General features: G+C 70.1%; 16 protein-coding genes and 8 pseudogenes. 14 read left to right on the top strand and 10 right to left on the bottom strand.

Annotated elements, in window-relative coordinates; genetic code table 11:
* Nucleotides 1-133: 133 nt before the first annotated feature.
* The 6 genes and pseudogenes from QEG98_RS42050 to QEG98_RS22475 all read left to right on the top strand — a co-directional run.
* A pseudogene (locus QEG98_RS42050) lies at nucleotides 134-298 on the top strand (DNA-binding response regulator); the annotation flags it as partial.
* Between the two features lie 50 nt (nucleotides 299-348).
* Nucleotides 349-879 (top strand): annotated as a pseudogene (locus tag QEG98_RS42055) (GAF domain-containing protein); the annotation flags it as partial.
* Between the two features lie 84 nt (nucleotides 880-963).
* Nucleotides 964-1,851: a GGDEF domain-containing protein gene (locus tag QEG98_RS22460; protein ID WP_316562764.1), complete on the top strand. Its 888-nt coding sequence runs from the start codon at nucleotides 964-966 to the stop codon at nucleotides 1,849-1,851.
* Nucleotides 1,852-1,889: 38 nt separating this feature from the next.
* Entirely contained in the window at nucleotides 1,890-2,471 is a 582-nt protein-coding gene (locus QEG98_RS22465) for an aspartyl/asparaginyl beta-hydroxylase domain-containing protein (RefSeq protein WP_090490689.1), read from the top strand.
* Nucleotides 2,461-2,667: a hypothetical protein gene (locus tag QEG98_RS22470; RefSeq protein ID WP_316562765.1), complete on the top strand. Its 207-nt coding sequence runs from the start codon at nucleotides 2,461-2,463 to the stop codon at nucleotides 2,665-2,667. Before QEG98_RS22465 ends, QEG98_RS22470 begins: the two co-directional genes overlap by 11 nt.
* A complete protein-coding gene (locus QEG98_RS22475; RefSeq protein ID WP_316562766.1) occupies nucleotides 2,664-3,656 on the top strand; it encodes a sulfotransferase family protein in 993 nt (330 codons plus the stop codon). Before QEG98_RS22470 ends, QEG98_RS22475 begins: the two co-directional genes overlap by 4 nt.
* A 212-nt stretch (nucleotides 3,657-3,868) precedes the next feature.
* Here QEG98_RS22475 and QEG98_RS22480 read toward each other — a convergent pair whose 3' ends face one another.
* The 4 genes and pseudogenes from QEG98_RS22480 to QEG98_RS22495 all read right to left on the bottom strand — a co-directional run bounded on the left by QEG98_RS22480 (nucleotide 3,869) and on the right by QEG98_RS22495 (nucleotide 8,349).
* Complete coding sequence (locus QEG98_RS22480) at nucleotides 3,869-4,366, bottom strand: DUF6232 family protein (protein ID WP_090490692.1); 498 nt, start codon at nucleotides 4,364-4,366, stop codon at nucleotides 3,869-3,871.
* Entirely contained in the window at nucleotides 4,359-4,772 is a 414-nt protein-coding gene (locus tag QEG98_RS22485; protein ID WP_090490693.1) for a hypothetical protein, read from the bottom strand. The genes QEG98_RS22480 and QEG98_RS22485 overlap by 8 nt, the downstream gene beginning before the upstream one ends.
* A gap of 122 nt (nucleotides 4,773-4,894) precedes the next feature.
* Nucleotides 4,895-6,252: pseudogene (locus tag QEG98_RS22490) on the bottom strand (sigma-54-dependent transcriptional regulator).
* Nucleotides 6,242-8,349: pseudogene (locus QEG98_RS22495) on the bottom strand (two-component system sensor histidine kinase NtrB). The pseudogenes QEG98_RS22490 and QEG98_RS22495 overlap by 11 nt, the downstream one beginning before the upstream one ends.
* A gap of 153 nt (nucleotides 8,350-8,502) precedes the next feature.
* On the opposite strand from QEG98_RS22495, the gene QEG98_RS22500 reads away from it, so the two are divergent.
* The 7 genes and pseudogenes from QEG98_RS22500 to QEG98_RS22530 all read left to right on the top strand — a co-directional run bounded on the left by QEG98_RS22500 (nucleotide 8,503) and on the right by QEG98_RS22530 (nucleotide 14,388).
* Nucleotides 8,503-9,189, top strand: a complete 687-nt coding sequence (locus QEG98_RS22500) for a TetR/AcrR family transcriptional regulator (RefSeq protein WP_141618370.1) — start codon at nucleotides 8,503-8,505, stop codon at nucleotides 9,187-9,189.
* On the top strand, nucleotides 9,186-9,983 hold the full coding sequence (locus QEG98_RS22505) for a CoA transferase subunit A (RefSeq protein ID WP_171440705.1): 798 nt from the start codon (nucleotides 9,186-9,188) through the stop codon (nucleotides 9,981-9,983). Before QEG98_RS22500 ends, QEG98_RS22505 begins: the two co-directional genes overlap by 4 nt.
* Nucleotides 9,980-10,719, top strand: a pseudogene (locus QEG98_RS22510) (CoA-transferase subunit beta). The gene QEG98_RS22505 and the pseudogene QEG98_RS22510 overlap by 4 nt, the downstream one beginning before the upstream one ends.
* 47 nt (nucleotides 10,720-10,766) lie before the next feature.
* A pseudogene (locus QEG98_RS22515) lies at nucleotides 10,767-11,795 on the top strand (alcohol dehydrogenase catalytic domain-containing protein); the annotation flags it as partial.
* Between the two features lie 57 nt (nucleotides 11,796-11,852).
* Nucleotides 11,853-13,108 (top strand): annotated as a pseudogene (locus QEG98_RS22520) (hydroxymethylglutaryl-CoA synthase family protein).
* A gap of 144 nt (nucleotides 13,109-13,252) precedes the next feature.
* Nucleotides 13,253-13,741 (top strand): Hsp20/alpha crystallin family protein, encoded by a 489-nt coding sequence (locus QEG98_RS22525; protein WP_316562767.1) that lies wholly within the window; start codon nucleotides 13,253-13,255, stop codon nucleotides 13,739-13,741.
* Nucleotides 13,742-13,827: 86 nt separating this feature from the next.
* The gene (locus QEG98_RS22530) at nucleotides 13,828-14,388 is read left to right on the top strand and encodes an SgcJ/EcaC family oxidoreductase (RefSeq protein ID WP_316562768.1); all 561 of its coding nucleotides are present in this window, start codon (nucleotides 13,828-13,830) and stop codon (nucleotides 14,386-14,388) included.
* Between the two features lie 307 nt (nucleotides 14,389-14,695).
* Here QEG98_RS22530 and QEG98_RS22535 read toward each other — a convergent pair.
* The 5 genes and pseudogenes from QEG98_RS22535 to QEG98_RS22555 all read right to left on the bottom strand — a co-directional run.
* A pseudogene (locus QEG98_RS22535) lies at nucleotides 14,696-16,126 on the bottom strand (heavy metal translocating P-type ATPase); the annotation flags it as partial.
* A gap of 11 nt (nucleotides 16,127-16,137) precedes the next feature.
* Nucleotides 16,138-16,776, bottom strand: a complete 639-nt coding sequence (locus tag QEG98_RS22540) for a hypothetical protein (protein WP_316562769.1) — start codon at nucleotides 16,774-16,776, stop codon at nucleotides 16,138-16,140.
* Between the two features lie 37 nt (nucleotides 16,777-16,813).
* Nucleotides 16,814-17,398, bottom strand: a complete 585-nt coding sequence (locus QEG98_RS22545) for an HMA2 domain-containing protein (RefSeq protein WP_316562770.1) — start codon at nucleotides 17,396-17,398, stop codon at nucleotides 16,814-16,816.
* A complete protein-coding gene (locus QEG98_RS22550; RefSeq protein ID WP_316562771.1) occupies nucleotides 17,395-18,879 on the bottom strand; it encodes a hypothetical protein in 1,485 nt (494 codons plus the stop codon). The genes QEG98_RS22545 and QEG98_RS22550 overlap by 4 nt, the downstream gene beginning before the upstream one ends.
* Nucleotides 18,880-19,052: 173 nt before the next feature.
* Nucleotides 19,053-19,610: a hypothetical protein gene (locus tag QEG98_RS22555; RefSeq protein ID WP_090490705.1), complete on the bottom strand. Its 558-nt coding sequence runs from the start codon at nucleotides 19,608-19,610 to the stop codon at nucleotides 19,053-19,055.
* Nucleotides 19,611-19,916: 306 nt separating this feature from the next.
* Between QEG98_RS22555 and QEG98_RS22560 the strand changes: the two genes are divergently transcribed.
* Complete coding sequence (locus tag QEG98_RS22560; protein WP_316562772.1) at nucleotides 19,917-20,828, top strand: serine protease; 912 nt, start codon at nucleotides 19,917-19,919, stop codon at nucleotides 20,826-20,828.
* 121 nt (nucleotides 20,829-20,949) lie between these two features.
* On the opposite strand, the gene QEG98_RS22565 is transcribed toward QEG98_RS22560, so the two are convergent.
* Nucleotides 20,950-21,648: a LysM domain-containing protein gene (locus tag QEG98_RS22565; RefSeq protein ID WP_316562773.1), complete on the bottom strand. Its 699-nt coding sequence runs from the start codon at nucleotides 21,646-21,648 to the stop codon at nucleotides 20,950-20,952.
* Between the last annotated feature and the right edge of the window lie 30 nt (nucleotides 21,649-21,678).

Consider the following 21,678-nt stretch of genomic DNA (forward strand, 5'->3'; position numbering starts at 1 on the left):
GCTCCGGGCGAACCCGCGCCACACGAGGCCTTGAGCCAGGCAGCAGCCGTGGCAGCATCCTCGCTCCTGCATGCGCCGCTACGCCCTCATCGCCGAGCCCGATCCACAGCGAGCCGCTGGTCTCTTGTCCCTGATGACGGAGGAAGGCCTGGAAGGCGTCGTCGCCAAGGATGGAGCGGAAGCCCAAGATGTCGTGCGCCAGCGAGGTGCGCCCCTGCTGCTCGTCACGGACCTGGCGCTGCCCCGGCTGGATGGCTTCGCGTTGCTGACGTGGCTTCGGGAACAGGAGGACTCCGCCGCAACGCAGGTCGTGGTGGTCACTGCCTTCGACGAGCTGCGCGTCCGCGCATGGCAGCTCAAGGAGGCGCTGGGCATCCATGCGTTGCTCAGTCGCCGAGCCTCCTCGGAGGTGATGCGGGACACGCTGCATCGCGTACTCGCAGGGCAGCTCGCGCCACAGCCGCCTCCGGCGGAGGGGGCCGCGGAGCAGGAGCGGCAACGGCTGGCGAGCATCGCGGCCATGCACCTGGTCGACAACGGACCGCCCGAGGCGGAGCTCCAGCAGCTCGTGAAGGAGGTCGCCCAGGCCTTCGGTGTTCCCGTGGCGCTGCTGACGCTGGTGCTGGGCGAGCGCCAGTGGTTCAAGGCCCACGTCGGCCTGCCCCCACCCTCGCGAAGGACCGGGGCACGCCGCGCGACTGGGCGTTCTGTCACCACGTGGTGCAGGGGCGCGAGCCGCTCGTCGTACCGGACGCCCGGCGCCATCCCTACTTCCGTGACAACCCGCTGGTGCGCGACGGCATCGTGGGCAGCTACGCGGGCGCACCGCTGCGGACGTCCACGGGGAAGTCCTGGGCTCGCTGTGCGTCATCGACTCGCGCCCGCTCGTCCTGGGAGCCGAGGACGGCCGCGCTGCGGGAGCTCGCGAACCGTGTCGCGGAGGACCTGGAACAACGGGCCCGGATGAAACCGGCCACCGGCAAGGCCCCGGCAGAGCCCGCGCTCACTGAAGCGTCGGCCCTGGGGCTCCTACGTGATGCGGTGCAGGCCCTGGATGTAGCGGCCCTGCTGGTGGCGCCTGGACGCAAACCCCACGCGTGCAACACCGCGATGACGGACCTGCTGGGCCTGCCGCCGGAGCCCTTCCCAGCCATGACGTTCGATGCCTTCTGCCAGCACGTCGCGGGACTCACCGCGGACCCGGCGAGCACGCTGCGGCAGCTCGACCTGGCCTCCGAATCGTCCCGAGGCCTCCGCCTGACGCTGGTCCTGGAGCGGCCCCAGCCGCACCGGCTTCGCTGGGTGGCCCGGCCCTTCCCCATCCCGGGCGGCATGGCGCAGATGCTGACGCTCGCCGACATCGGACACACCCGGCCAGCCCGTGAGGAGTGGGAGCGGCAGCACCGGGTGGACGCGCTGACGGGACTGGTGTCGCGGCGCGCGGGCGAGGAACGGGTGCTGCGCGAGATTGGCCGCTGCCGCAGGGATGGCATGCCCTTCAGCGTGCTGCTCGCGGACCTGGTGGGACTGGGGCGCATCAACGCGACTCGAGGTTTCGACGCGGGGGACGCCACGCTGCGAGACGGAGCCCGCGTCGCCGAAGCCCTGGGAGTCCCTGGAGGCTTCGCGGTGCGCTGGGAAGGCGGGGCGTTCCTCCTGGCCCTTCCTGGCGTGGACGCGGCGCGGGCCGAAGCATTGCGGCAGAAGCTGCGCGACACCCCTGACGCACCCGAGGTGGTGTCCGCCGCCGTCACCGTCGAGGGTGAGGAAGACCCTCAGGGAACGCTGGCCCGAGCCCAGGCAGCGCTCATCCGGGCCAAGACGGAGCACCGACCATTGCGGCTGGCATGAGCCACGCTGGAACCCTTCACCGCGACGAGGAGCACCGCATGTCGACGCCCGTGCCCGACCGCCTCCGCCTGCCCTTCCACTTCGACGCCGCGCCGCTCCAGCAGGAGCTCGCGGCATTGCCCGCCGAGGCGTGGGTTCCCCACTTCAACAAGCGCGAATACGAAGGCGAGTGGAGCGGCGTTCCCCTGCGCTCCATTGGCGGCATGGAAGGCCGCATCTATCCGGACCCGACAGGGCGCGAGCGCTACGCCGACACGCCCCTGCTGGCGCGTTGCCCCGCGTTCCGCGCCGTGCTCGCCACGTTCCAGTGTCCCATCGGCGCCGCGCGGCTGCTGAAGCTCGCGGCGGGCGCGCGCATCCGAGAGCACACCGATTACAACCTGGGTTACGCGGACGGAGAGGTGCGCCTCCACGTCCCCATCACCACGCACCCCGACGTGGCCTTCTTCCTCGGCGGCGAGCGAGTCGTCCTCCAGCCCGGTGAGTGCTGGTACCTGGACTTCAACCGCCCCCACCGGGTGGACAACCCCAGCGACACCGACCGCGTCCACCTGGTGCTGGACTGCGATGTGAATGACTGGCTGCGAGACGTCTTCACGGGGGCCGTGAATGGGCGCTGAGGCCTTCGAACGCTTCCGTCTCCGCGTCCTGGAGGACGTCACGCTCCAGGATGCACTGCGCGAGACTCCGGACACCGCGGCCTTCGTGGCACGCGCCATCGAACTGGGCGCCGCGCACGACTGTCACTTCGCCGCCGAGGACATCCACGAAGCCCTGCGCACCGCTCGCCGGGTCTGGCGGGAGCGATGGATATGACACCGGACCTCGAGGGCTGGATGCCCGCGCGCATCCACGTGGACGGCAGACAACCGCGGGTAGACTGGTGCCACATGGGTGGCCAGCGATTCACGGACCCATTCTTCGACGAGACGATAGAGCGCAGGCTCCGCCACCCATTCGCCCTGCTCTTCCGGCATCAGACGTCCATGAACGCGCTGGTGGCACGACAGGCCGAGAAGCCCGGCCTGCCGGTGCGCGGGCTCGTCTTCCACATGTCCCGTTGTGGTTCCACGCTGGTGGCGCAGCTGCTGGCCGCGCTGCCGCGCCACATCGTCCTGTCCGAAGCCGGCCCGGTGGACACGGTGCTGCGCGCGCACCAGTACTTGCCAGGGGTCACCGACACGCAGCGCATCGAATGGCTGCGCGCGGTGGTGGGAGCCCTCGGACAGCAGCGGCATCCGGAGGAGCACGCGGTGTTCCTCAAGCTGGACGCGTGGCACATCCTGGAGCTCCCGCTGCTCCAGCGCGCCTTCCCCGGTGTGCCATGGATGTTCCTCTACCGTGATCCCGTCGAGGTCATGGCGTCGCATCAAAATCACCGGGGCGCGCACATGCTTCCGGGACTGCTGAACCCCGCGCACCTGGGCCTGGAGCCCGGGCAAATCGAAGGCATGCCCCTGGACGAGTACGGCGCGCGCGTCCTCGCGGCCATTTGCGACGCGGGCCTCCAAGGCTATCGCGCGCGGACAGCCCCGGCGCGGCTGATGGACTACCGGCAGCTCCAGCCGGAAGGCCTGCGGGTGCTCACGGAGCTGTTCGCTCTCAAGCTGAAGGCCGAGGACACCCCGCGCTTGCGCGACGTCCTGGAGCGGAACGCGAAGAACCCCGTGCTGCCCTTCGAGGACGACACGGAGGAGAAGGCTCGCCGCGTCTCACCGCATGAGCGGGCCCTGGCGGAGCAATGGGGCCGTCCCATCCACGATGCGCTGGAAGCCGAACGCCTACGCGGGGATGTCGTGCCGTAGCACGAGACACCGACGCCGGCGTCACTGGGCCATGGCGGCCTGCTCAGCGCGGCGTGGCCCTGGCGGCACCCTCCTCCGCGCAATGCCACGCCATGCCCAGCTGAAGTCCCGCATCACTCCCGCAGCGATGGCTGGCTCGCGCAGTATCGCCGCCGCGCGCGACCACGTCCTGACGTAGGCCCGCCCTACTCCCGCTGCTATTGCCAGCGCGATTAGTGCCGTCCCCGCGCCGCGACGGCGTCCTGGATGAGCCCGGCGAGCAGCATGAGGGACTTCGGATCCTTGCTCGCGCGCACACGCCAAGAGCCGGCGCGGGTATGCAGCACCAGCCGGTACGACTCCTCGGCGAGGACGAGTCGCGCGATGCAGCCGAAGATGACCATGACGACGGCAATCAGCGCCGCCTCGTAGACGCCCTTCGCCGTGCTGCTGGAGACGGACAGCGCCGACAGGGCCGGCAGACCCACGCTCATGCACAGGCCCAGCGTGGCCAGCACGGGAACCATGCGAGGCGTGCGCCGCACCGTCTCCACCCGCTGGACGTCCGCGAGCAGAAGCGTCCTGCCGCGGGCGACGATCCGCTCGGTCGTCACCCTCAGGCCGGCGTCCTGGAAGAGCGGCACTTCGGAAGGAGCGGGCGGCGCCACGAGCGGGCGGTCCGGAAACGCGGGAGTGGCGGGCACCGCGGACACGGCGAGAGGCTCAATCATGGGGCGACTCGGTGGACGGCGGCACGGCCCCGCCGGGAGAGATGAATACGGAACTCGGATGACCTGGAACGTGGGCCAGCAAGACACGGCGCAGCTCACCGAGCGGCCCGCCCAGCGCGAAACAGTCGCGGGCGCCCAGCCGCAGGGCGAGTCCCATCAGCCGCTCATCGGCGAAGGGCACCAGCACGATGATGGGCCCCTGGGGCGAAAGCTCCCGGGCGCGCTGAAGCCGACGCTGGAGACTCTCACCGCGCTCGACGTGGACGAGCACGAGGTCCGGACACCCACCAGCCGGCGCGTCCGACTCCAGCGCGATGCCCAGCTCGGCCAGCACGTCCATCAGGAGCGAGCTGAGCGACGCATCCCCTCCGAGCAGGAGGGCACGGGCAATGGACGAGGACTTCACGTTGCAACATCAAGCAATGCCCATGCCCGCTGTCCCCGCCCCGAGAGCCCGGGCAACGTGCGGGCGAACCGTTGCATCACGCCAGACGTCCCTGGCGGATTACCACGGTGTCTCGCGCGCCCCTACCCGCGCTCCCGCTCGCGGCGATGGATGGTGGACACATCGATGCCGAGCACCTCCGCGGCGCGCGTCTTGTTCCCGCCGCAGCGTGTCACCATCCACGCGATGTACTCCGCCTCCAGCCGCCGCAGGGGCCACAGCGCGTGCTGCGCCATCACCAAGGGCTGCACCTCCGGCGCCTCGGGTGGCAGGTGTGGGCGCAACTCCTCCAGCCCCACGACTTCGCTCGCCACCATCACCGCCAGCCGCTCTATCAGGTTCTCCAGCTCACGCACGTTTCCCGGCCAAGGCAAGGTCGCGAGCGCGGCCACCGCCTCCGGAGACAGGGACTGCATGCGGGAGCGAGGGTTGCGCGCGCGGGCGCGAGCCGTGAAGTGCTCCACCAACAAGGGGATGTCCTCACGCCGCTCCGCCAGCGGAGGCAACAGCAGTGTCACGACATTGAGCCGGTAGAACAGGTCCGCGCGGAAGCGGCCCTCGCGCACGCGGGCGTCCAGGTCCTGGTGCGTGGCGGCGACGATGCGCACGTCCACGGTGCGGCTGCCGTCGGCGCCCACCGCGCGCACCTCGCCGTCCTCCAGGACGCGCAGCAGGCGGGCCTGGAGCTCCAGTGGCATGTCGCCAATCTCGTCCAGGAACAGCGTGCCCCCATCCGCCTCCACGAAGAGGCCGCGACGGGCGTGGGTCGCGCCGGTGAAGGCCCCTTGAGGTGACCGAACAGCTCGCTCTCCAGCAAGTCATGTGGCAGCGCCGTGCAGTTGACCGCCACGAAGGGCCCGGAGGCGCGAGGCCCCTGGAAGTGCAGCGCGCGCGCCACCAGCTCCTTGCCCGTGCCGCTCGGGCCTCGCAGCAGCACCGCCGCCTGGGCGTAGGCCACGCGGTCGATGAGCTCGTAGAGGTTCCGCATCGCCGCGCTTCGCCCCACCAGCGCCCCCAGCCCGCTGCGCTCGGCGGCGGCGCGCCGCAGGGCCCGGTTCTCCACCTGGAGCCTGCGCTCCTTCAAGGCGCGCTCGAGGAAGAGCAGCACCTCATCCAGGCGGAAGGGCTTGGTGAAGTAGTGGTACGCGCCGCGCTTCATCGCCTCCACCGCGCTCTCTACGCCGCCGAACGCCGTCATCATCAACACGGGGATGTCCGAGTCGAGCGCCCGCACGGCCTCCAGCACGTCCAGGCCGTCCACCCCTTCCATGCGCAAGTCACACAGCACCGCGTCGTAGGCCTGGGCGCGCGCCATCCGGATGGCCTCTTCGCCGCCCGTGGCCAGGTCCACGACGTAGCCCGCGTCCGTGAGGGGCTCCCGCAGCATGAGGCCCATGTCCACGTGGTCATCGACGACCAGGATGCGTCCTTCAACCGACATACCGCTCCTCCGCGCTGGGCTTCGCGATGGGCCAGAGCACGGTGACGCAGGTGCCCCGGCCCTCCTCGCTCTCCAGCTCCAGCCGGCCACCATGGTTGCGCACGACGTGAGCCACCATCGTCAGGCCCAGTCCCGTGCCCTGTCCCCGCTTCTTGGTGGTGAAGAAGGGGTCGAATACCTGATTGAGGTGCTCCCGGGGAATGCCGCAGCCGTCGTCGCGGAGGGTGAGCGCCACCAGCCCCCACGGCTCCGCCTCTGGCACCGCCGCGGACAGCGTCACCTGCCCGCCCTCGCCACACGCGTGGCAGGCGTTGAGCGCCAGATTCACCAGCACCTGCTGGAGCTGGTCCGGGTCCGCGGCCAGGGGAGGCAGCGTCTCTGGAACGGTCACCTCGAAGCGAACCCCGCGCCGCTCCACCTCCATGCGCAGCAGCTCCTGGACGTCCTGGAGCAGGGAGATGAGCGGCACCGGCCGCACCGCCGTGGGCTGGAGGCGCGAGAAGTCCAGGAGCTGCCGCAGCGTGCGGCTCACCCGGTCGATCTGCTCGATGATGACGGCGATGCCAGGCCTCTGCGGGTGTTCCTTGCCCAGCTTGCCCAACACGTACTCCGCGCGCCCGCGCACCACGCCCAGCGGCGTGCCAATCTCATGCGCGATACCGGCGGCGAGCACCCCCACCGTGGCCAGCTTCTCCGCGCGCAGCAACTGCGTCTCCAGCGCGCGCACGTTGCTCAGGTCCTCCACCACCAACAAGGTCTGGACCTCCGGGTGGCGCGCCTCCAGCGGCACCGCGTGGAGATTGAAACGGCCCTCCTCGCCGAAGAGCACCAGCGTCTCCCCCAGGATGCCATGGGCGCGTGACTCGCTCGCGGCGGCCTCCACCAGGGCGCGAATCCGGGACACCACGGGTGCCGGTGCCTGGGGGAACGCCGTCTCCAACGGCGCGCCAATGGCGTCCGGAGGCATGCGCTCGCGGAGCACCTGGTTCACCGCGCTGATGCGCCCGTCCACGGTGAGCGCCAGCACCCCGGAAGGAATGTGGTCGAGAATCTTCTGCGTCTTGTCGTGCAGGTGCGCCAGTTGGTCCGCGTGCTGACGGCTCTCTCGCAAGGCGGCTGCGCGGCGCTGCGCCAGCACCACGTACACGGCGAACGTCACCAGGAAGAGCGCCACGAGCAGCGCCGCGGCCAGGAGCCGCCAGATGAGGGCCTGCTGATGCGATCGCAGCGTCGCGGTAGACACCAGCGTGGCCGCGGCCCAATGGCTGCCACCGCGGACGCGGATGGGCGTGAACACGGCGATGGCATCCGAGCGGCCCAGACCCAATCGCTCGGCCTCCTCCGCGCGCAGCGGCAACGCGCCGCGCTCCCCTCGCGCATGCGAGCCGCCAGCGTCGTGAAGCCCGGCACCAACGCGCCCTCCGTCTCCAGCCGCCGGAACCAGTCCGCCAGGGTGGCATCGCTGGCGGAGGTCGGATGACCATAGGTGCCCAGAAGCAACAGCCGCGCGTCCGGGTCCGACGTCACGATGCGCAGCGGCGTGAAGAAGGATGTCGTGTCGACGAGCACCGCCACCGCGCCCTCGGGCCGACCTTGCTCATCCACGGGCAGCGCCGTGGCCATGACCCGCAGCGAGTCCAAGCCGCCTTCCTCCATGGGAGGTGACAGCGTGACGTCCCCCGGCGGCCGCAGCAGGGCCCGCCGGGCCGCCTCCGCCATCTGCGCCAGCACGGGCGCTCGCGCCACCTGCTTGCCCATGCGCCGGTCCAACATGCGCAGCCATTCCTTGCCGCTGGCGTCGTAGGCGATGAGGACCTTGTACTGGCCCACCGCCTCCAACAGGGCCCGCATCTCCCGCCGGTGCTCCGCCAACGTGCCGGGCTGGGACATCAGCTCCCCGGCGAAGCGCAGGTCCTCCGCCACGTCCTCCAGCGTCTCCGCCACCCCGCGCGTGGCCTCATCCAACTGGGCCTGGCGCTCCACCGCGAACTGGTGCCACTGCGCCTCCCGGTTGCGCTCCAACAGGGTGAACACCCCCACGCCCACCGTCGTGAGGGCGACACAGAGCAACAGGATGGGGACGAGCGCGTACCGCATGGCCCGCGGAGTCTAACCGCCAGCCCTTCCCCAACCCCTTGAAATAGCAGGGAAATCAGGAGGCTCGCCGGCCCGGGGGCCGACTTTCGCGATTGACACTCCGCGTCGGGCGCTGCTACCTACCGGTCGGTAGGTCTCCAGAAGGGAGCAGACGTGACGAACACCGGAGGACGGAAGCCGGACGAGGGCGAGCGCTACCGAGCCATCCTTGAAACGGCGGCGCGGCTCATCTGTGACCGGGGGTACGAGGGCACGTCGATGCAGGAGATCGCCGCCGCGTGCCGGATGACGAAGGCGGGCCTCTACCACCACATCCAGAACAAGGAGCAGCTGCTCTTCGCCATCATGAACTACGGGATGGACCTGTTCGAGGAGCAGGTCCTCTCGCGGGTGCAGGACATCGCGAATCCGGTGGAGCGGCTGCGCGCGTGCATGCGCCACAACATCCTGCTGGTGACGCGGGGGTGGAGCAAGGAGGTCATCATCATCCTCCACGAGCACGCCACGCTCACCGGCGAGACGCGCGCCTTCATCGACGCCCGGAAGAAGAAGTACGTGGACTTCCTGGAGGAGGCCTTTTCGCAGGCCTCGCAGCAGGGCCTCATCCGCCCCGTGGACCCGACGGTGGGCGCCTTCTCGTTCCTGGGAATGGTGCTGTGGATCTACAAGTGGTTCAAGCCGGACGGGCGCCTCACGGATGAGCAGATCGCCGACGGCATGGTGGGCATGTTGTTCCCGCCCTTCGCCGCCGCTGGGGACACCGCGGGACAGGCAGGGCCCTCCCCGTTGCGCATGGTGCCGAGCGTGTCGGCCACCGGCACGGATTCGGAGGGCGCATGAAGACGGCGCGCTGGTGCTCGCTGGAGGAGGCGGTGGCCTCCATTCCAGATGGCGCGTCGCTGGCCACCGGCGGCTTCATGCTGGGTCGCGCCCCCATGGCGCTGGTGATGGAGCTCATCGCGCAGGGCAAGCGCGACCTGGGCCTCATCTCCCTCCCCAACCCGCTGCCCGCGGAGTTCCTCGTGGCGGGCGGCTGTCTGGGAAGGTTGGAGATTGCCTTCGGCGCGCTGAGCCTCCAGGGCCGCGTGCGCCCCATGCCCTGCCTCAAGCGGGCCATGGAGCAAGGCACCCTCGCCTGGCGTGAACATGATGGCTACCGCGTCGTCCAGCGGCTGCGCGCCGCGTCCATGGGGCTGCCCTTCATCCCCGCGCCGGACGCGGACGTGTCCGGGCTGGCGCGGACGGAGCCGCCTCCCACGGTGGAGGACCCCTTCACCGGCCTGCGCGTGGCGGTGGAGCCTGCCTTCTATCCGGACGTGGCGCTGCTCCACGCGCGCGCCGCGGACGAGCGCGGCAACCTCTACATGGAAGACCCGACCACGGACCTGCTGGTGGCGGGCGCGGCGAAGCGGGTGATTGCCACGGTGGAGGAGCGGGTGGCGAAGCTGCCTCGCGCCACCCTGCCCGGCTTCCAGGTGGACCGCATCGTCCTGGCGCCCGGCGGCGCCCTGCCCACCGGCTGCGCCGGGCTCTACCCGCACGACGACGGGATGCTGGCCCGCTACCTGTCGCTGGCGGAGACGGGCCGTGAAGCGGAGTTCCTGGAAACGGTGCTGACGCGGAGGGCGGCATGAGCGCGACGCTGGACATCACCCCAGCGGAGACCGTGGTCTCCCTGCTGGCGCGACAGATTGATGACGGCGGCGTGGTGGCCACGGGCGTGGCGTCACCGCTGGCCATCCTGGCCATCGCCGTGGCGCGCGCGACGCACGCGCCGGACCTGACGTACCGGCCTGCGTGGGCTCGTTGGATCCGGAGATTCCCACGCTGCTGCCCTCCTCCGAGGACCTGGGCTACCTGGATGGCCGGTCCGCGGAAATCACCATTCCGGACCTGTTCGACCACGCGCGGCGCGGCCGGGTGGACACCGTCTTCTTCGGCGCGGCCGAGGTGGATGCCGAGGGCCGCACCAACATGACGGCCAGCGGAAGCCTGGACAAGCCGCGGACGAAGTTCCCCGGCGTGGCGGGCGCCGCGACGCTGCGGCAGTGGGTGCGCCGGCCGGTGCTCCTGGTGCCGCGCCAGTCGCGCCGCAACCTGGTGCCGGAGGTGCAGGTCGCCACCACGAGAGATCCGCGCCGGCCGGTGACGCTCATCTCCGACCTGGGCGTGTTCGAACTGGGCGCGTTCGGCGCGCGGCTGCTCGCGCGACACCCCTGGGCCTCGGAGGAGCACATCGCGGAGCGCACGGGCTTCGCCTTCCAGGTCTCCGAAGCGCTGTCCGTCACCTCGCTGCCGGATGCCCGGACGGTGGCGGCCATTCGCGCCATCGACCCGCACGGCTACCGCGACGCGCTCGTCGGCGCCTGAGCCGGGCCCTTCCCCTTCCACGAATTCAGATGCACGGAGGCTCCCAGATGAAAGCCGTCGTACTGCGCAGCTTTGGTGAAGCGGGCAACCTGAAGATGGAGACCGTGCCCATGCCCCGTCCCGGGCGTGGCGAGGTCCTCCTGCGCGTGCATGCCTGTGGCGTCTGCTACCACGACGTCATCAACCGCCGAGGCAACCTGCCCCGCACCAGCGTGCCCGCGATTCTTGGCCACGAGGCCGCGGGTGAAGTCATTGAAGTCGGCCCGGACACGCCGGGATGGAAGACGGGCGACCGCGCCGCGACGCTCCAGCGCATGTCGTGTGGCGATTGCGCCCTGTGCCGCAGCGGCCGAAACAGCCTCTGCAAGACGGACAACCGCTTCTTCGGCGAGGAGCTGGCCGGCGGCTACGCCCAGTTCATGGTGGCCCCCATCGGCGGACTGGGCCGGGTGCCCGCGTCGCTGCCCTGGAACGAGGCGGCCACGGTGTGCTGCACCACCGGCACGGCCGTCCACACGGTGCGCACGCGCGGCAAGGTGCGCGCGGGCGAGACGGTGCTCATCACCGGCGCCAGTGGCGGCGTGGGCCTGTCCTCCGTGCAGCTCGCGCGGCTGGACGGCGCGCGCGTCATCGCGGTGACGTCCAGCGAGGCGAAGGTGCAGGCGCTGAAGGAGGCGGGCGCGGACGAGGTCATCGTGTCGCGCGGGCTGGACTTCGCGTCGGACGTCCGCAAGCGCACCCAGGGCACGGGCGTGGACATGGCCGTCGAAATCGTCGGCAGCGCCACGTTCGACCAGACGCTGAAGTCCATGGCGCCCGGAGGCCGCGTGGTGGTGGTGGGCAACCTGGAGTCGGGAATGGTGCAGCTCAACCCGGGGCTCGTCATCGTCAAGGAGCTGGAGATCCTGGGGGCCTACGCCACCACGCAGGCGGAGCTGGACGAGGCCCTGCGCCTGACGGCCACCGGCGGCGTGCGGCAGTTCGTGACGGACGCGGTGCCCCTGGCCGAGGCCGCGAAGGCGCACTTCCGGCTGGAGAACCGCGAAGTCGCGGGCCGGCTGGTGCTGGTGCCCCCGAGGCGTGAGCGAAGCGGCGGCTGGAATCCAGAGCACGACAAGGAATCGAGGAGTCCGATGAAGAAGCGCGTGGGAATCGAAGCGTTGGCGGTCGCGGTGCCGTCCCGGTACGTGGACATCGAAGACCTGGCCCGGGCACGGGGCGTGGACCCGGCCAAGTACACGGCGGGCCTGGGCGCCAAGGAGATGGCCGTCACCGACCCCGGCGAGGACACCGTGGCCCTGGCGGCCACCGCGGCGGCCCGCCTCATCCGTCAGCAGGACGTGGACCCGTCCCGCATCGGCATGCTGGTGGTGGGCACGGAGACGGGCATCGACCACTCGAAGCCCGTCGCCTCGCACGTCCAGGGCCTGCTGAAGCTGCCGCGCGCCATGCGGACCTATGACACGCAGCACGCGTGTTATGGCGGCACCGCCGGGTTGATGGCGGCGGTGGAGTGGATTGCGTCCGGCGCGGGCGCGGGCAAGGTGGCCGTGGTGGTGTGTTCGGACATCGCGCGCTACGGGCTGAACACCGCGGGCGAACCCACCCAGGGCGGCGGCGCGGTGGCGCTGCTGGTCTCCGAGCAACCCGACCTGCTCGCCATGCACGTGGGCCTCAACGGCGTGTGCACCATGGACGTGTATGACTTCTGGCGGCCCGTGGGCCGGCGGGAGGCGCTGGTGGACGGACACTACTCCATCACCTGCTACCTGGAGGCCCTGTCCGGCGCCTACCGGGGCTGGCGCGAGAAGGCCCTGGCGGCGGGCTTGGTCCGCTGGTCGGACACGCTGCCCGGCGAACAGCTGGCGCGCATCGCCTACCACGTGCCCTTCTGCAAGATGGCCCGGAAGGCGCACACCCAGCTGCGCCTGTGCGACCTGGAGGACGCGGCGGACGCGGCGGCTTCGACGGCGGAGTCGCGGGAGGCGCAGGCGAAGTCGGCCGCCAGCTATGACGCCCAGGTGGCGACTTCATTGGGACTCAACGCGCGCATCGGCAACGTGTACACCGCGTCCCTCTACCGGCGCTGGCGGGCCTGCTGCACCGCGAGGCTGGCGTGCTGGCGGGACAGCGCATGGGCCTGCTGTCCTACGGCAGCGGCTGCGCGGCCGAATTCTACTCCGGCACGGTGGGCAAGAAGGCCGCCGAGCGGATGGCGAAGGCGGACCTGGAGGCGGTGCTCGCCCGGCGGGAGCGCGTCTCCATCGAGGAATACGAGCGCCTGATGAAGCTGCCGGCGGATGCACCCGAGGCCGTGGCCCCGTCGCCCGGTGCCTTCCGGCTGACGGAGATTCGCGACCACCGCCGTCAGTACGCCGAAGGGAACTGACGCAGGGCGCCGGGCGCCCATCCCAGACGCGAGGCGAGGCACCGGCAGGCTCCCCGGTGCCTCCCCTTCTGCCGCCGTCTCCCTACCGTGAATCCCTGAACCCCTGCCTCGACGAACGGGGCACGGCTGAAAGGAGACGGAATCATGGCGGACCTACCTGCCCGCAGAGGCGGAGGCATGCTGGGAGCCCCACGCGGCTGGGACCCCTTCGAGCGCATGCAGGAGCTCTTGGGATTCGACCTCGGTCGGATGCTCGGCCCCCAGGGCACACGGGAAGGCGGCTTCGTGCCCGACTTCGAGGTGAAGGAGACCCAGGATGCCTTCATCTTCAAGGCCGATGTTCCCGGCGTGGAGGAGAAGGACCTGGAAATCACCCTCGCGGAGAACCGGCTGACCATCAGCGGCAAGCGGGAAGAAGAGCGCCGCGACGAAAGCGACCGCTACTACGCCTACGAGCGCAGCTATGGCTCGTTCAGCCGAACCTTCACGCTCCCCCGCGGCGTGAATGCCGACGACGTCCAGGCGGACTTCAAGAGTGGCGTCCTCAACGTGCGCATCCCCAAGAAGTCCGAGGAACAGCCCAAGCGCATCAAGGTCGGCGGTGGCGAACGCAGTGACAAGGCGAAGGCCTGAGGCACCGGGAGGGGCGCGCGGGAGAAGCCGGCCGTGTTATGGGACTTGGCACGACAACCGGCTTTTCCCGAAAGAAGGCTCCCTAAATGATGCGCCGCGCCCTTCCCCTTTCCTCCCTGGCCACCCTCCTCCTGCTGGCGTCCGCGTGCGCGACCCCGGGCACGACGCCAGCGGAGGCGGACATCCTCCAGCTCGTGAATGATCAGACGGAGGCCTGGAACCGCCAGGACGCGGTGGCCTGGTCCAAGGACTTCGCCCCGGACGCGGCCTTCATCAACATCGTGGGCACCGTCTTCGAAGGCCGCGATGAAATCCAGGAGCGCCACGCGGGCATCTTCGCCACCATCTTCAAGGGCAGCCAGAGCCAGGTCACCGTGCGCAAGGTCCAGTTCATCCAGGAGGACCTGGCCATTGTCGACACCATACACGAGGTGACGGGCCATCCCAGCCTGCCCCCCGGCGTCCAGGACACCGAGCCCGGCCTGCTGCGCACGCAGATGCGGTACGTGATGAAGCACGTGAACGGGCAGTGGCAGATCCTGGCCGGCCAGAACACGGACGTGAAGCCCAGGCCCCAGGCGGCCGCCCCCAGACGCCCTGATGCTCAGTGGGTGGTGGAATCCTCGCGCTGGGCGGCGCGCGCCTGACGGAACAGCGGCGCCAGCGCGGCGAAGCCAGCCACCACCGTGGAGCCGTTGTTGATGACGGCGGCGGCGACAGGCGGCAGCCATCCCAGCGCCGCGAGCACCATGGCCACGGCATTGGGCACCAGCACCAGCCCGAGCCCCAAATGCACGCGGGCCAGGGTGTCGCGGCCCGCGTCGAACGCCAGCAACAGGTCATCGAGGCTGCCTCGCAGCAGCACCACGTCCGCCGTCTCCAGCGCCACGTCCGTCGCCCCCGCAAGGAGACGCCGACGTCGGCGAGCGCGAGCGCCGGGGCGTCATTGATGCCATCCCCCACCATGGCCACGATGCGTCCCTGGCGCCGGAGCGCGCGCACTTGCGTGGCCTTGTCCTCGGGAAGCAGCTCCGCGATGGCCTCGTCCACGCCCAACCGGCTCGCCACCTCCGCCACCCGCGACGGCGAGTCCCCGGACAGCAGCACGATGCGCCGGCGCCCGTTCTCCTTCAGGGCCTGCACCACGCCCGCGCTCTCCGGCCGCAGTGTCTCCACGTAGCTGATGCACCCGGCCAACGCGCCATCCACGGTGACCCACAGGGTGGCGACATCGCGCGGCACGGACCAGGCCAGCGCCGAGCCCGCGTCCGTCACGTCCACACCTTGCTGCTGCATCCAGCGCGCGCTGCCCACGCAGACGCGGCGCCCGTTCACCTGAGCGCAGACGCCCCGCCCCAGGACGAACTCCTCCAGTCCCGCCTCGGGCTGCGGCACCTCCACGCCTTGCGTCTGGGCATGCCGGCGCACCGCCTCCGCCACGGGATGAGACTGACGCAGCTCGGCGGCGGCGCTCAGCGACAGCACCTCGCGCGCGTCCCAGCCCCGCGCGGGAATGACGTCCACCACTTCCGGGACACCCAACGTCAACGTGCCCGTCTTGTCGAAGACGATGGTGTCCGCCTGCGCCAGCCGCTCCAGGTACTGCGCCCCCTTGATGAGGATGCCCTGGCGCGCCGCGAGCGTCATCGCCACCAGCGCGCTCGCCGGCACGACGATGCGGACACCCGTCCCGAAATCCGTGATGAGGATGCTGATGGGCCGTGACGCCTCGCGCGTCCACAGCCCTGTCGCCGCGGCGAGCCCGAAGGTCGGCAGCACGACGCCGTTCGCCACCGAGCCCACCTTCGCCTGCAGCGTCATGGGCTTGGCGCCTGCGCCTTCGAGGATGTGGAGAATCTTCGCCGCCGTGGTCTCCACGCCCGCGCGCACCACCCGCACCCGCAGGCTGCCCTCGCCCACCACGGACGCGGCCAGCACGCGGTCTCCCACGTCGCGGACCCGGGGCTCTGATTCACCCGTGAGCGCCTTCTCATCCACCCACGCAGTGCCGGCCACCACCGTCCCGTCGGCGGGCACGCTCTCCCCCGAGTGCACGACGATGAGGTCGCCCTCCTTGAGCCGGTCCGCCCGGACCTGCTCCACCTCTCCGTCCACCCGCAGCCGCCAAGCGTACAACACCTCCAGCCGCATCAACCGGGAGATGGCGGACCGGGCGCGGTCCGCGCTGCGCTCAATCAACAAGTCGCCAATGCCCAGCAGGGAGGTGATGAGCGCCGCGGTCCGCACCTGCCCCGTGGCGAGGGACACCCCCACCGCCACCAGGTCGAGCAGGTCCACGGTGATGCGCCGCTCCGCGACGGACTGGAAGGCGCGCTGTGCCAGCGGCAGGCTCGTCAACGCGACACCCGTGGCCAACACGGGCATGGGCGCCGCATTCACGACGCACGCGGCGAGCACCGCCGAATTGAAGACCGTGGCGGCCCATTCGCGCCGGGGCGGCTCGGGCGCGGCGGGCCGGTGGATGGGTCGCTCGTGCGCAGGGCCGCCATCAACTGGCTCGCGTTGAGCATCTCCGGGTCGAAGCTCACCACCAGCGAATGGATGGCCGGCGAGGCGCTCGCCTTGTGCACCCCCGCCAGCGTCGCGGCCCAGGCCGCCAGCTTGAGGATGTCGTCGTCCTCGAGCCCTCGGACGTGCAGGCGCACGCGCCCGGGCACTGCGTGAAGCAGCTCCACCTGGAATGGCTTGGGCGGAAGCTGGTGCAACGTGAAGGCGAAGTCCCGCACCCGCAGCGCGAACGCGCCAGGGAAGCGCGAGGACTCCTGGTAGTGAACCTTGACCAGGCCCGTGCTGCGCTGACACGTGGCCACCTGGACTTCGGGGCGGGACTCCAGCCAGCCGAGCAACTGGCGCAGCGTCTTGGAATCCTCCGCCGCGCCTCGGATGAGGAGCCGGCCCGGAGCCACGTCCGTGACGTGGACGGACACGGGCCGCTGATGCCCATCCAGGACATCGTGCGCGCGCCCCTTGAAGCCGCGCGCCATGCCACTCAGGAACTCCACCTCCGCCCGCATGAACGCCCCCCGAGCTGAACGCAGTGCAACCGCGGCCTCACGCGTGGGGCCGGGGCCGGAAGGCCACCGTCCCGCTGACGCGCGCGGCGTCTTCCTGCTCCTGCTCCCGCACACCGTCACGGAACACGCTGTAGGCCCAGTACAGCGCGTTGTCCCAGCGAGGCAGCCAGCCCTTCTGCGACGGGTTCGCCACCAGCGAGTAGATGCCCGTGGCCGTCAGCACCACGGGAATCAACTCGTAGAGGCCCGCCCCCGTCAGCTCACGCGCCAGTCCGTCCAGCCACCGGGCGCCGCTCACCACGTGCTCGGCCGGGGCCTTCCGCGACTTCGCCATGAACTTGGCGTCGACGATGCCGTCCAGGCCCGCCGTGTCGACGATGGCCGCCAGGAGCGATTCCACATCAGCCTCGTCCGGGCTGTATTCGACGAGCAAGCTGCCCGTGAGTGGAGAATGGACGGTGCCGAACACGCCTTGCGTCTCCCCCAGCTCACCGCGCACGCGGTCCGCGAGGTCCGAGTCATCTCGGAAGCAGCTCGCGCGCACACGAAGCCGGCCCGGGGAGTGGTGCACGAGCAACAACCACTCCCCTTCGATCGCGCCCGAGTCCGGGTCGAGCCTCATGCGTGCCCCTCTCGGCTGTCCGCGACGGGCCGGGCGCCACTGTCCGCCGCACGCCGGCTGTGGACCTGATGGAGGTTCGCCCGCGAGCGCGCCTCCGCCACCAGGTCGGAGAGGTACTCACGCTCGGTGGCGATGACCCGCCGCATCCACGCCACCAAACCAAACGCCGCCGTCGCCACGGAGACGACCGCGCCGCGTGAGTTGTCGACGGTGCTCCGGGCCATCCAGCCGCTGGCCACGCCCGCCAGGAATGCCACCGCTGTCTTCATAGCCCCCGGAGCGGCATGGGCGTCAGCGCCCAGCCCGGCGACGGGAGACGACGGCATCCGCCCTTCGCGCGGCTCGAACGCGTCGCCCTGCGGCGCACGAACGACGCCGTCGGTCCGGAACTGCTTGAGCAGGGCCTGCACCCGCTCCCGGCGCAACGGACGGTTGAGCGCGGCGGCGGCCTGCCGCAGCAGCAACCACTCCGCGTTCGACATGGACAGGTCCACCGCGGCAATCACCTCGAGCGCGTGCAGGAAGGCATCCCGCGCGGGCTCGGGTACCTCGTGGAGACGCTCGACCCACTGCGCCTCGTCTCCGCCCAGGCGCTCCAGCAGCCGCTTGCGCGCCGCGGAAGGGCTGTTGCGCAGCAGGTGCGCCAGCATGACCGTCGCCTCGGACCGCAGCACCCCATCCGTTCCGAACAGGCACCAGGCGCCTTCGATGAGCAGCTCCACGCACCGCGCGTCCACGGCGCGCACGGCGGAGAACGCATCGTCCAGGGCGCGGCGGTAGCGCGCATACGCCACCGAGGCCTCGCCCAGCCGGCGAGTGTGCCGCCAACTGGTGACGGAGGAGGTCAGGACGCTGGCGAAGGGAAGGAGGTTTCGCAGCACGCCCTCTCCCATCAAGCGGTTGCCCAGCTTCCGCTCCGCAGCCTCCGTGTCCTCGGTCAGCATCCGGCCCACGAGCCCCGCACCGCCGTGGTCCGAGTCCTCCCACGTCTCCGAGCCCGACGTGAGGGCGTTCAGGTGGAGCAGGTCCCACGGGTCATCCGGGTCGATGCGCACGCCGAACGCGGACGCCACGTCGCACATCATCCGGGCCTGGATGAGCGAGCGCAGCATCGTGTCCAATCCCATGGCGGCTCCGGCCACGGGGACAGCCACGAGCGCCCCCACGAAGCCAGTGTCCAGGGTGAACATGGCCGCGCTGGTGGAGATACCCGCGGCGCTTGCCCCCACCAGCGCAGCCTCCTTGCTGGCACGCCGGATGAGGGCATCCGTCTCGGACGCACGGACGGCGGACGCGGTACCGGCGCGCCGCGCCTCGTAGTGGCGCACGTAGGCGGTCACCAGCCGGGCGTGCCACGCGCCCGAACGGATGTCCTCGAAGCGCAACTCACGCCCGAGCTTCTCGGCGAAGTCTCGCAACGGGTGCAGGGTGGCCGCCGACGTCGCGGCATCTTCCGGGTGGAATGGAGCGGTTCGTGTCATGGGCATGAGTGCGGAACAGCCGTGCGCGCCAGACCTGGAGGACGCGACACGGCTGGTGGGGGGTGCATCCGATGTGGGCTTCCAGGAATCGGCGCACTCAAGCTAGGGGGATTCGAGGACCGGGAGAACCGGTCCTGCGGGGCAACGCTTTCGCCGCCGGGTTGACGGCTGCCTCAGCGAACGGTGATGGCCGCCCGGGCAGTGCGCAGGAGCTCGGTGAGCTCGACACGCGCCTGCGCCTTCGCCGCCGGGTCTTTCTCGTCCTGACCTCGCTGCTCCACCAGGGCCGTCACCATGGCGCCTGCGGCTGCCTTGGCGCGGGCCCAGGGATTCGTCTCCGCGTCCGCTTCGTTCGTCGTCACCGCGGCCCAGACTTCACACAGGTGGCTGGCGGCGTCCGCGAACGCGGCGACGGCGGGCTTCTGTTCGAGGATGGACGCGTTGCGCAGGTCTCCCAACGCCCCCGCGATGACATGCCCCTGGCGATAGGCCTCGCCGCGGGCCTGGGCGAAGAGGTCCGCGGCGGCGGTGGCGCCCTCGACACGCGTCGCGGCCAGCCGCAGCCACTCCGCACAAATCTGGAAGGCCGTGGGCTCGGGGAACCGCGCCGTCAGCCAGCCCAGCAAGGGATAGAGGTACTCGGAGCGCTGCCAGGCCTCGTCCACGGAGCCACAGGCCAGGCCCGACTTCTGGAACATGCCGAGCAGGAACGCATCAGGGGATTCACTCATCGCGGCGCCCACTCTCTCCTCGCGGTGGCCCTGGGACAACCCCGAACGTGGCGCGACTGCGCGCCCGTGGGCTCGGCCAACTCCCCCACGAAGCGCATGTTTGCGACGATGCCCCCGCGCCTGTGCCCCGCGACGAACAGGGTTCAGGAAGGTGCGACTGACGCGTCAAGCGCCTCCAATTGACGTGTCATGACACGAACCGAGCCTGCTGTTGCGCGGACAAGCACGTGAATCGATTGGGCAGCAATCCGGCATGTGGCTTGCTGATTGCCTCCGCACTTGAAACGGGAGCTTGCATTGCGATTCATGAGCGGAGTGGTCGTCGCGGTCGGTCTGCTGGGGTGCGGTGGTCCGGAGGTGGAGCGAGACCCGGTCGATACGATCAGCCAGATGGACCAGGAGATTGTGGGAGGATTCGAGGCTCGGCCTCACTCCTTCCCCTGGATTGTCAGCTTGCAGCAGGGCAACAGCCACTTCTGTGGTGGCGCCCTCGTGCGGGTCGGTCTCAAGGAAGAGACCGATATCGTCCTCACCGCTGCCCATTGTTTCTACCACGGTTCGTCCAACGTCACCGCGGTCGCAGGGGCTCATGACCTGAACAGTCACACCGCGGCACAAGCCACAGCCCGGGTGGTGAGGGCGGTCCTTCACCCGCAATACAATCGGGACACGACGATGAACGACATCGCCGTTCTCAAGCTCGACCGGCCCATCAAGTTCGACCAGGCCGTTGCCGGTGCCTGCGGTCAGTCATCCACCATGCGACCCAATCTGGCCCAGCAGTACGCATCTGGAGGCCACCGCGCACCTGTCTGCCTCCCTGCCAGCGGGGAGACGGTTCCAGACAACACGATGGCGACCGTCGCGGGCTGGGGCCTGACACAGGAGGGAGGGTATGACATGTCCCCCCTCTTGCGGCAGGTGGGGGTCCCCACCCTCAATCACCGGGACGTGGCCAATCGCTACGAATCCCGGGGAATCACCATCAACGAGCAGGCGATGTTCGGGGCCGGGTACGCGCTAGGAGGCAAGGACTCGTGCCAAGGGGACAACGGAGGACCTCTCATCGTACCGGGGCCCCACGGGTACGTGATCCAGGGAATCGTGAGCTTCGGCTGGGGCTGCGCGAGGGCGGGGTTTCCCGGCATCTATACGCGGGTCTCCAATTACATCCCGTGGATCAACACGCAGATCCGGACCTACAGCGCCGTCAGGTAGCGGGCGCGTGAGAGGGCTCCGTCAGGCCCAGCCGCCCGTGAACTTGAATCCCGGACACGACATCGCCTCCGGTCGAATGCCCCGGAGGCGATGAGACGACAGGTTCCACCGTGCGGCGGAACTAGATGAGGGGCATGAAGACCTTGAACCCGGTGCGGCCGCTGTTGGTCGTGTTGCGCTCGATGAAGTCGCTGACGGACGAGTGGCCGTCGCCGGTGGTGATGGCCGTGTGGCCGTAGATGCTGCCCAGTCGACTGGAGGTGCTCTCCCAGGTGAGGACGAGGCCCGGAATCTTCAACGCCTGCTCGAGCGACATGTTGACCTGCTTGAACTTGTCGCGCGGCAGGTTGTTGTCGATCTGGTTGCCGTTGCCCCAGACCTTGAAGCCGAAGGCGTTCTGGATGGCCCGGCTCACACCCGTGGCGCACAGGCCCTGGCTGTTGTACCCGCCCATGCTCAGCGCGGCCTGGCGGCCCGCCTCGGCGAGCCTGCGCATCGCGGGGGTCGCCTGGCCCGGGGCCACACCGCCGCTCCCGCTGACCTCTCCACCGCCCGACGCACCGCCGGAGCCCCGCGGACCGCTCTTGCCAGAGTCGAAGGAATCCTTGCCGCTGTGGCCCGGGGGGCGGCCGCCAGCGCTCCCGGGGAGGCGCAGCGTGGCCCCCGCGTAGATGAGGTCTGGATTGGCGATATTGTTGATGCGCGCCAACTCCTTCACCGACGTCTTGAAGCGAGCGGCGAGCTCAGAGAGGGTGTCCCCCTTGCAAATCAGGTAGGAGGAAGGTGCTCCCCTGCGGCTTGAATTGATGGACGTGGACATTCAGGTCTCCTGGCTCCCATTGTCGTCACG

Origin of the sequence: Myxococcus sp. MxC21-1 (genome assembly GCF_032612255.1) — a bacterium.
Lineage (GTDB): Bacteria > Myxococcota > Myxococcia > Myxococcales > Myxococcaceae > Myxococcus > Myxococcus virescens.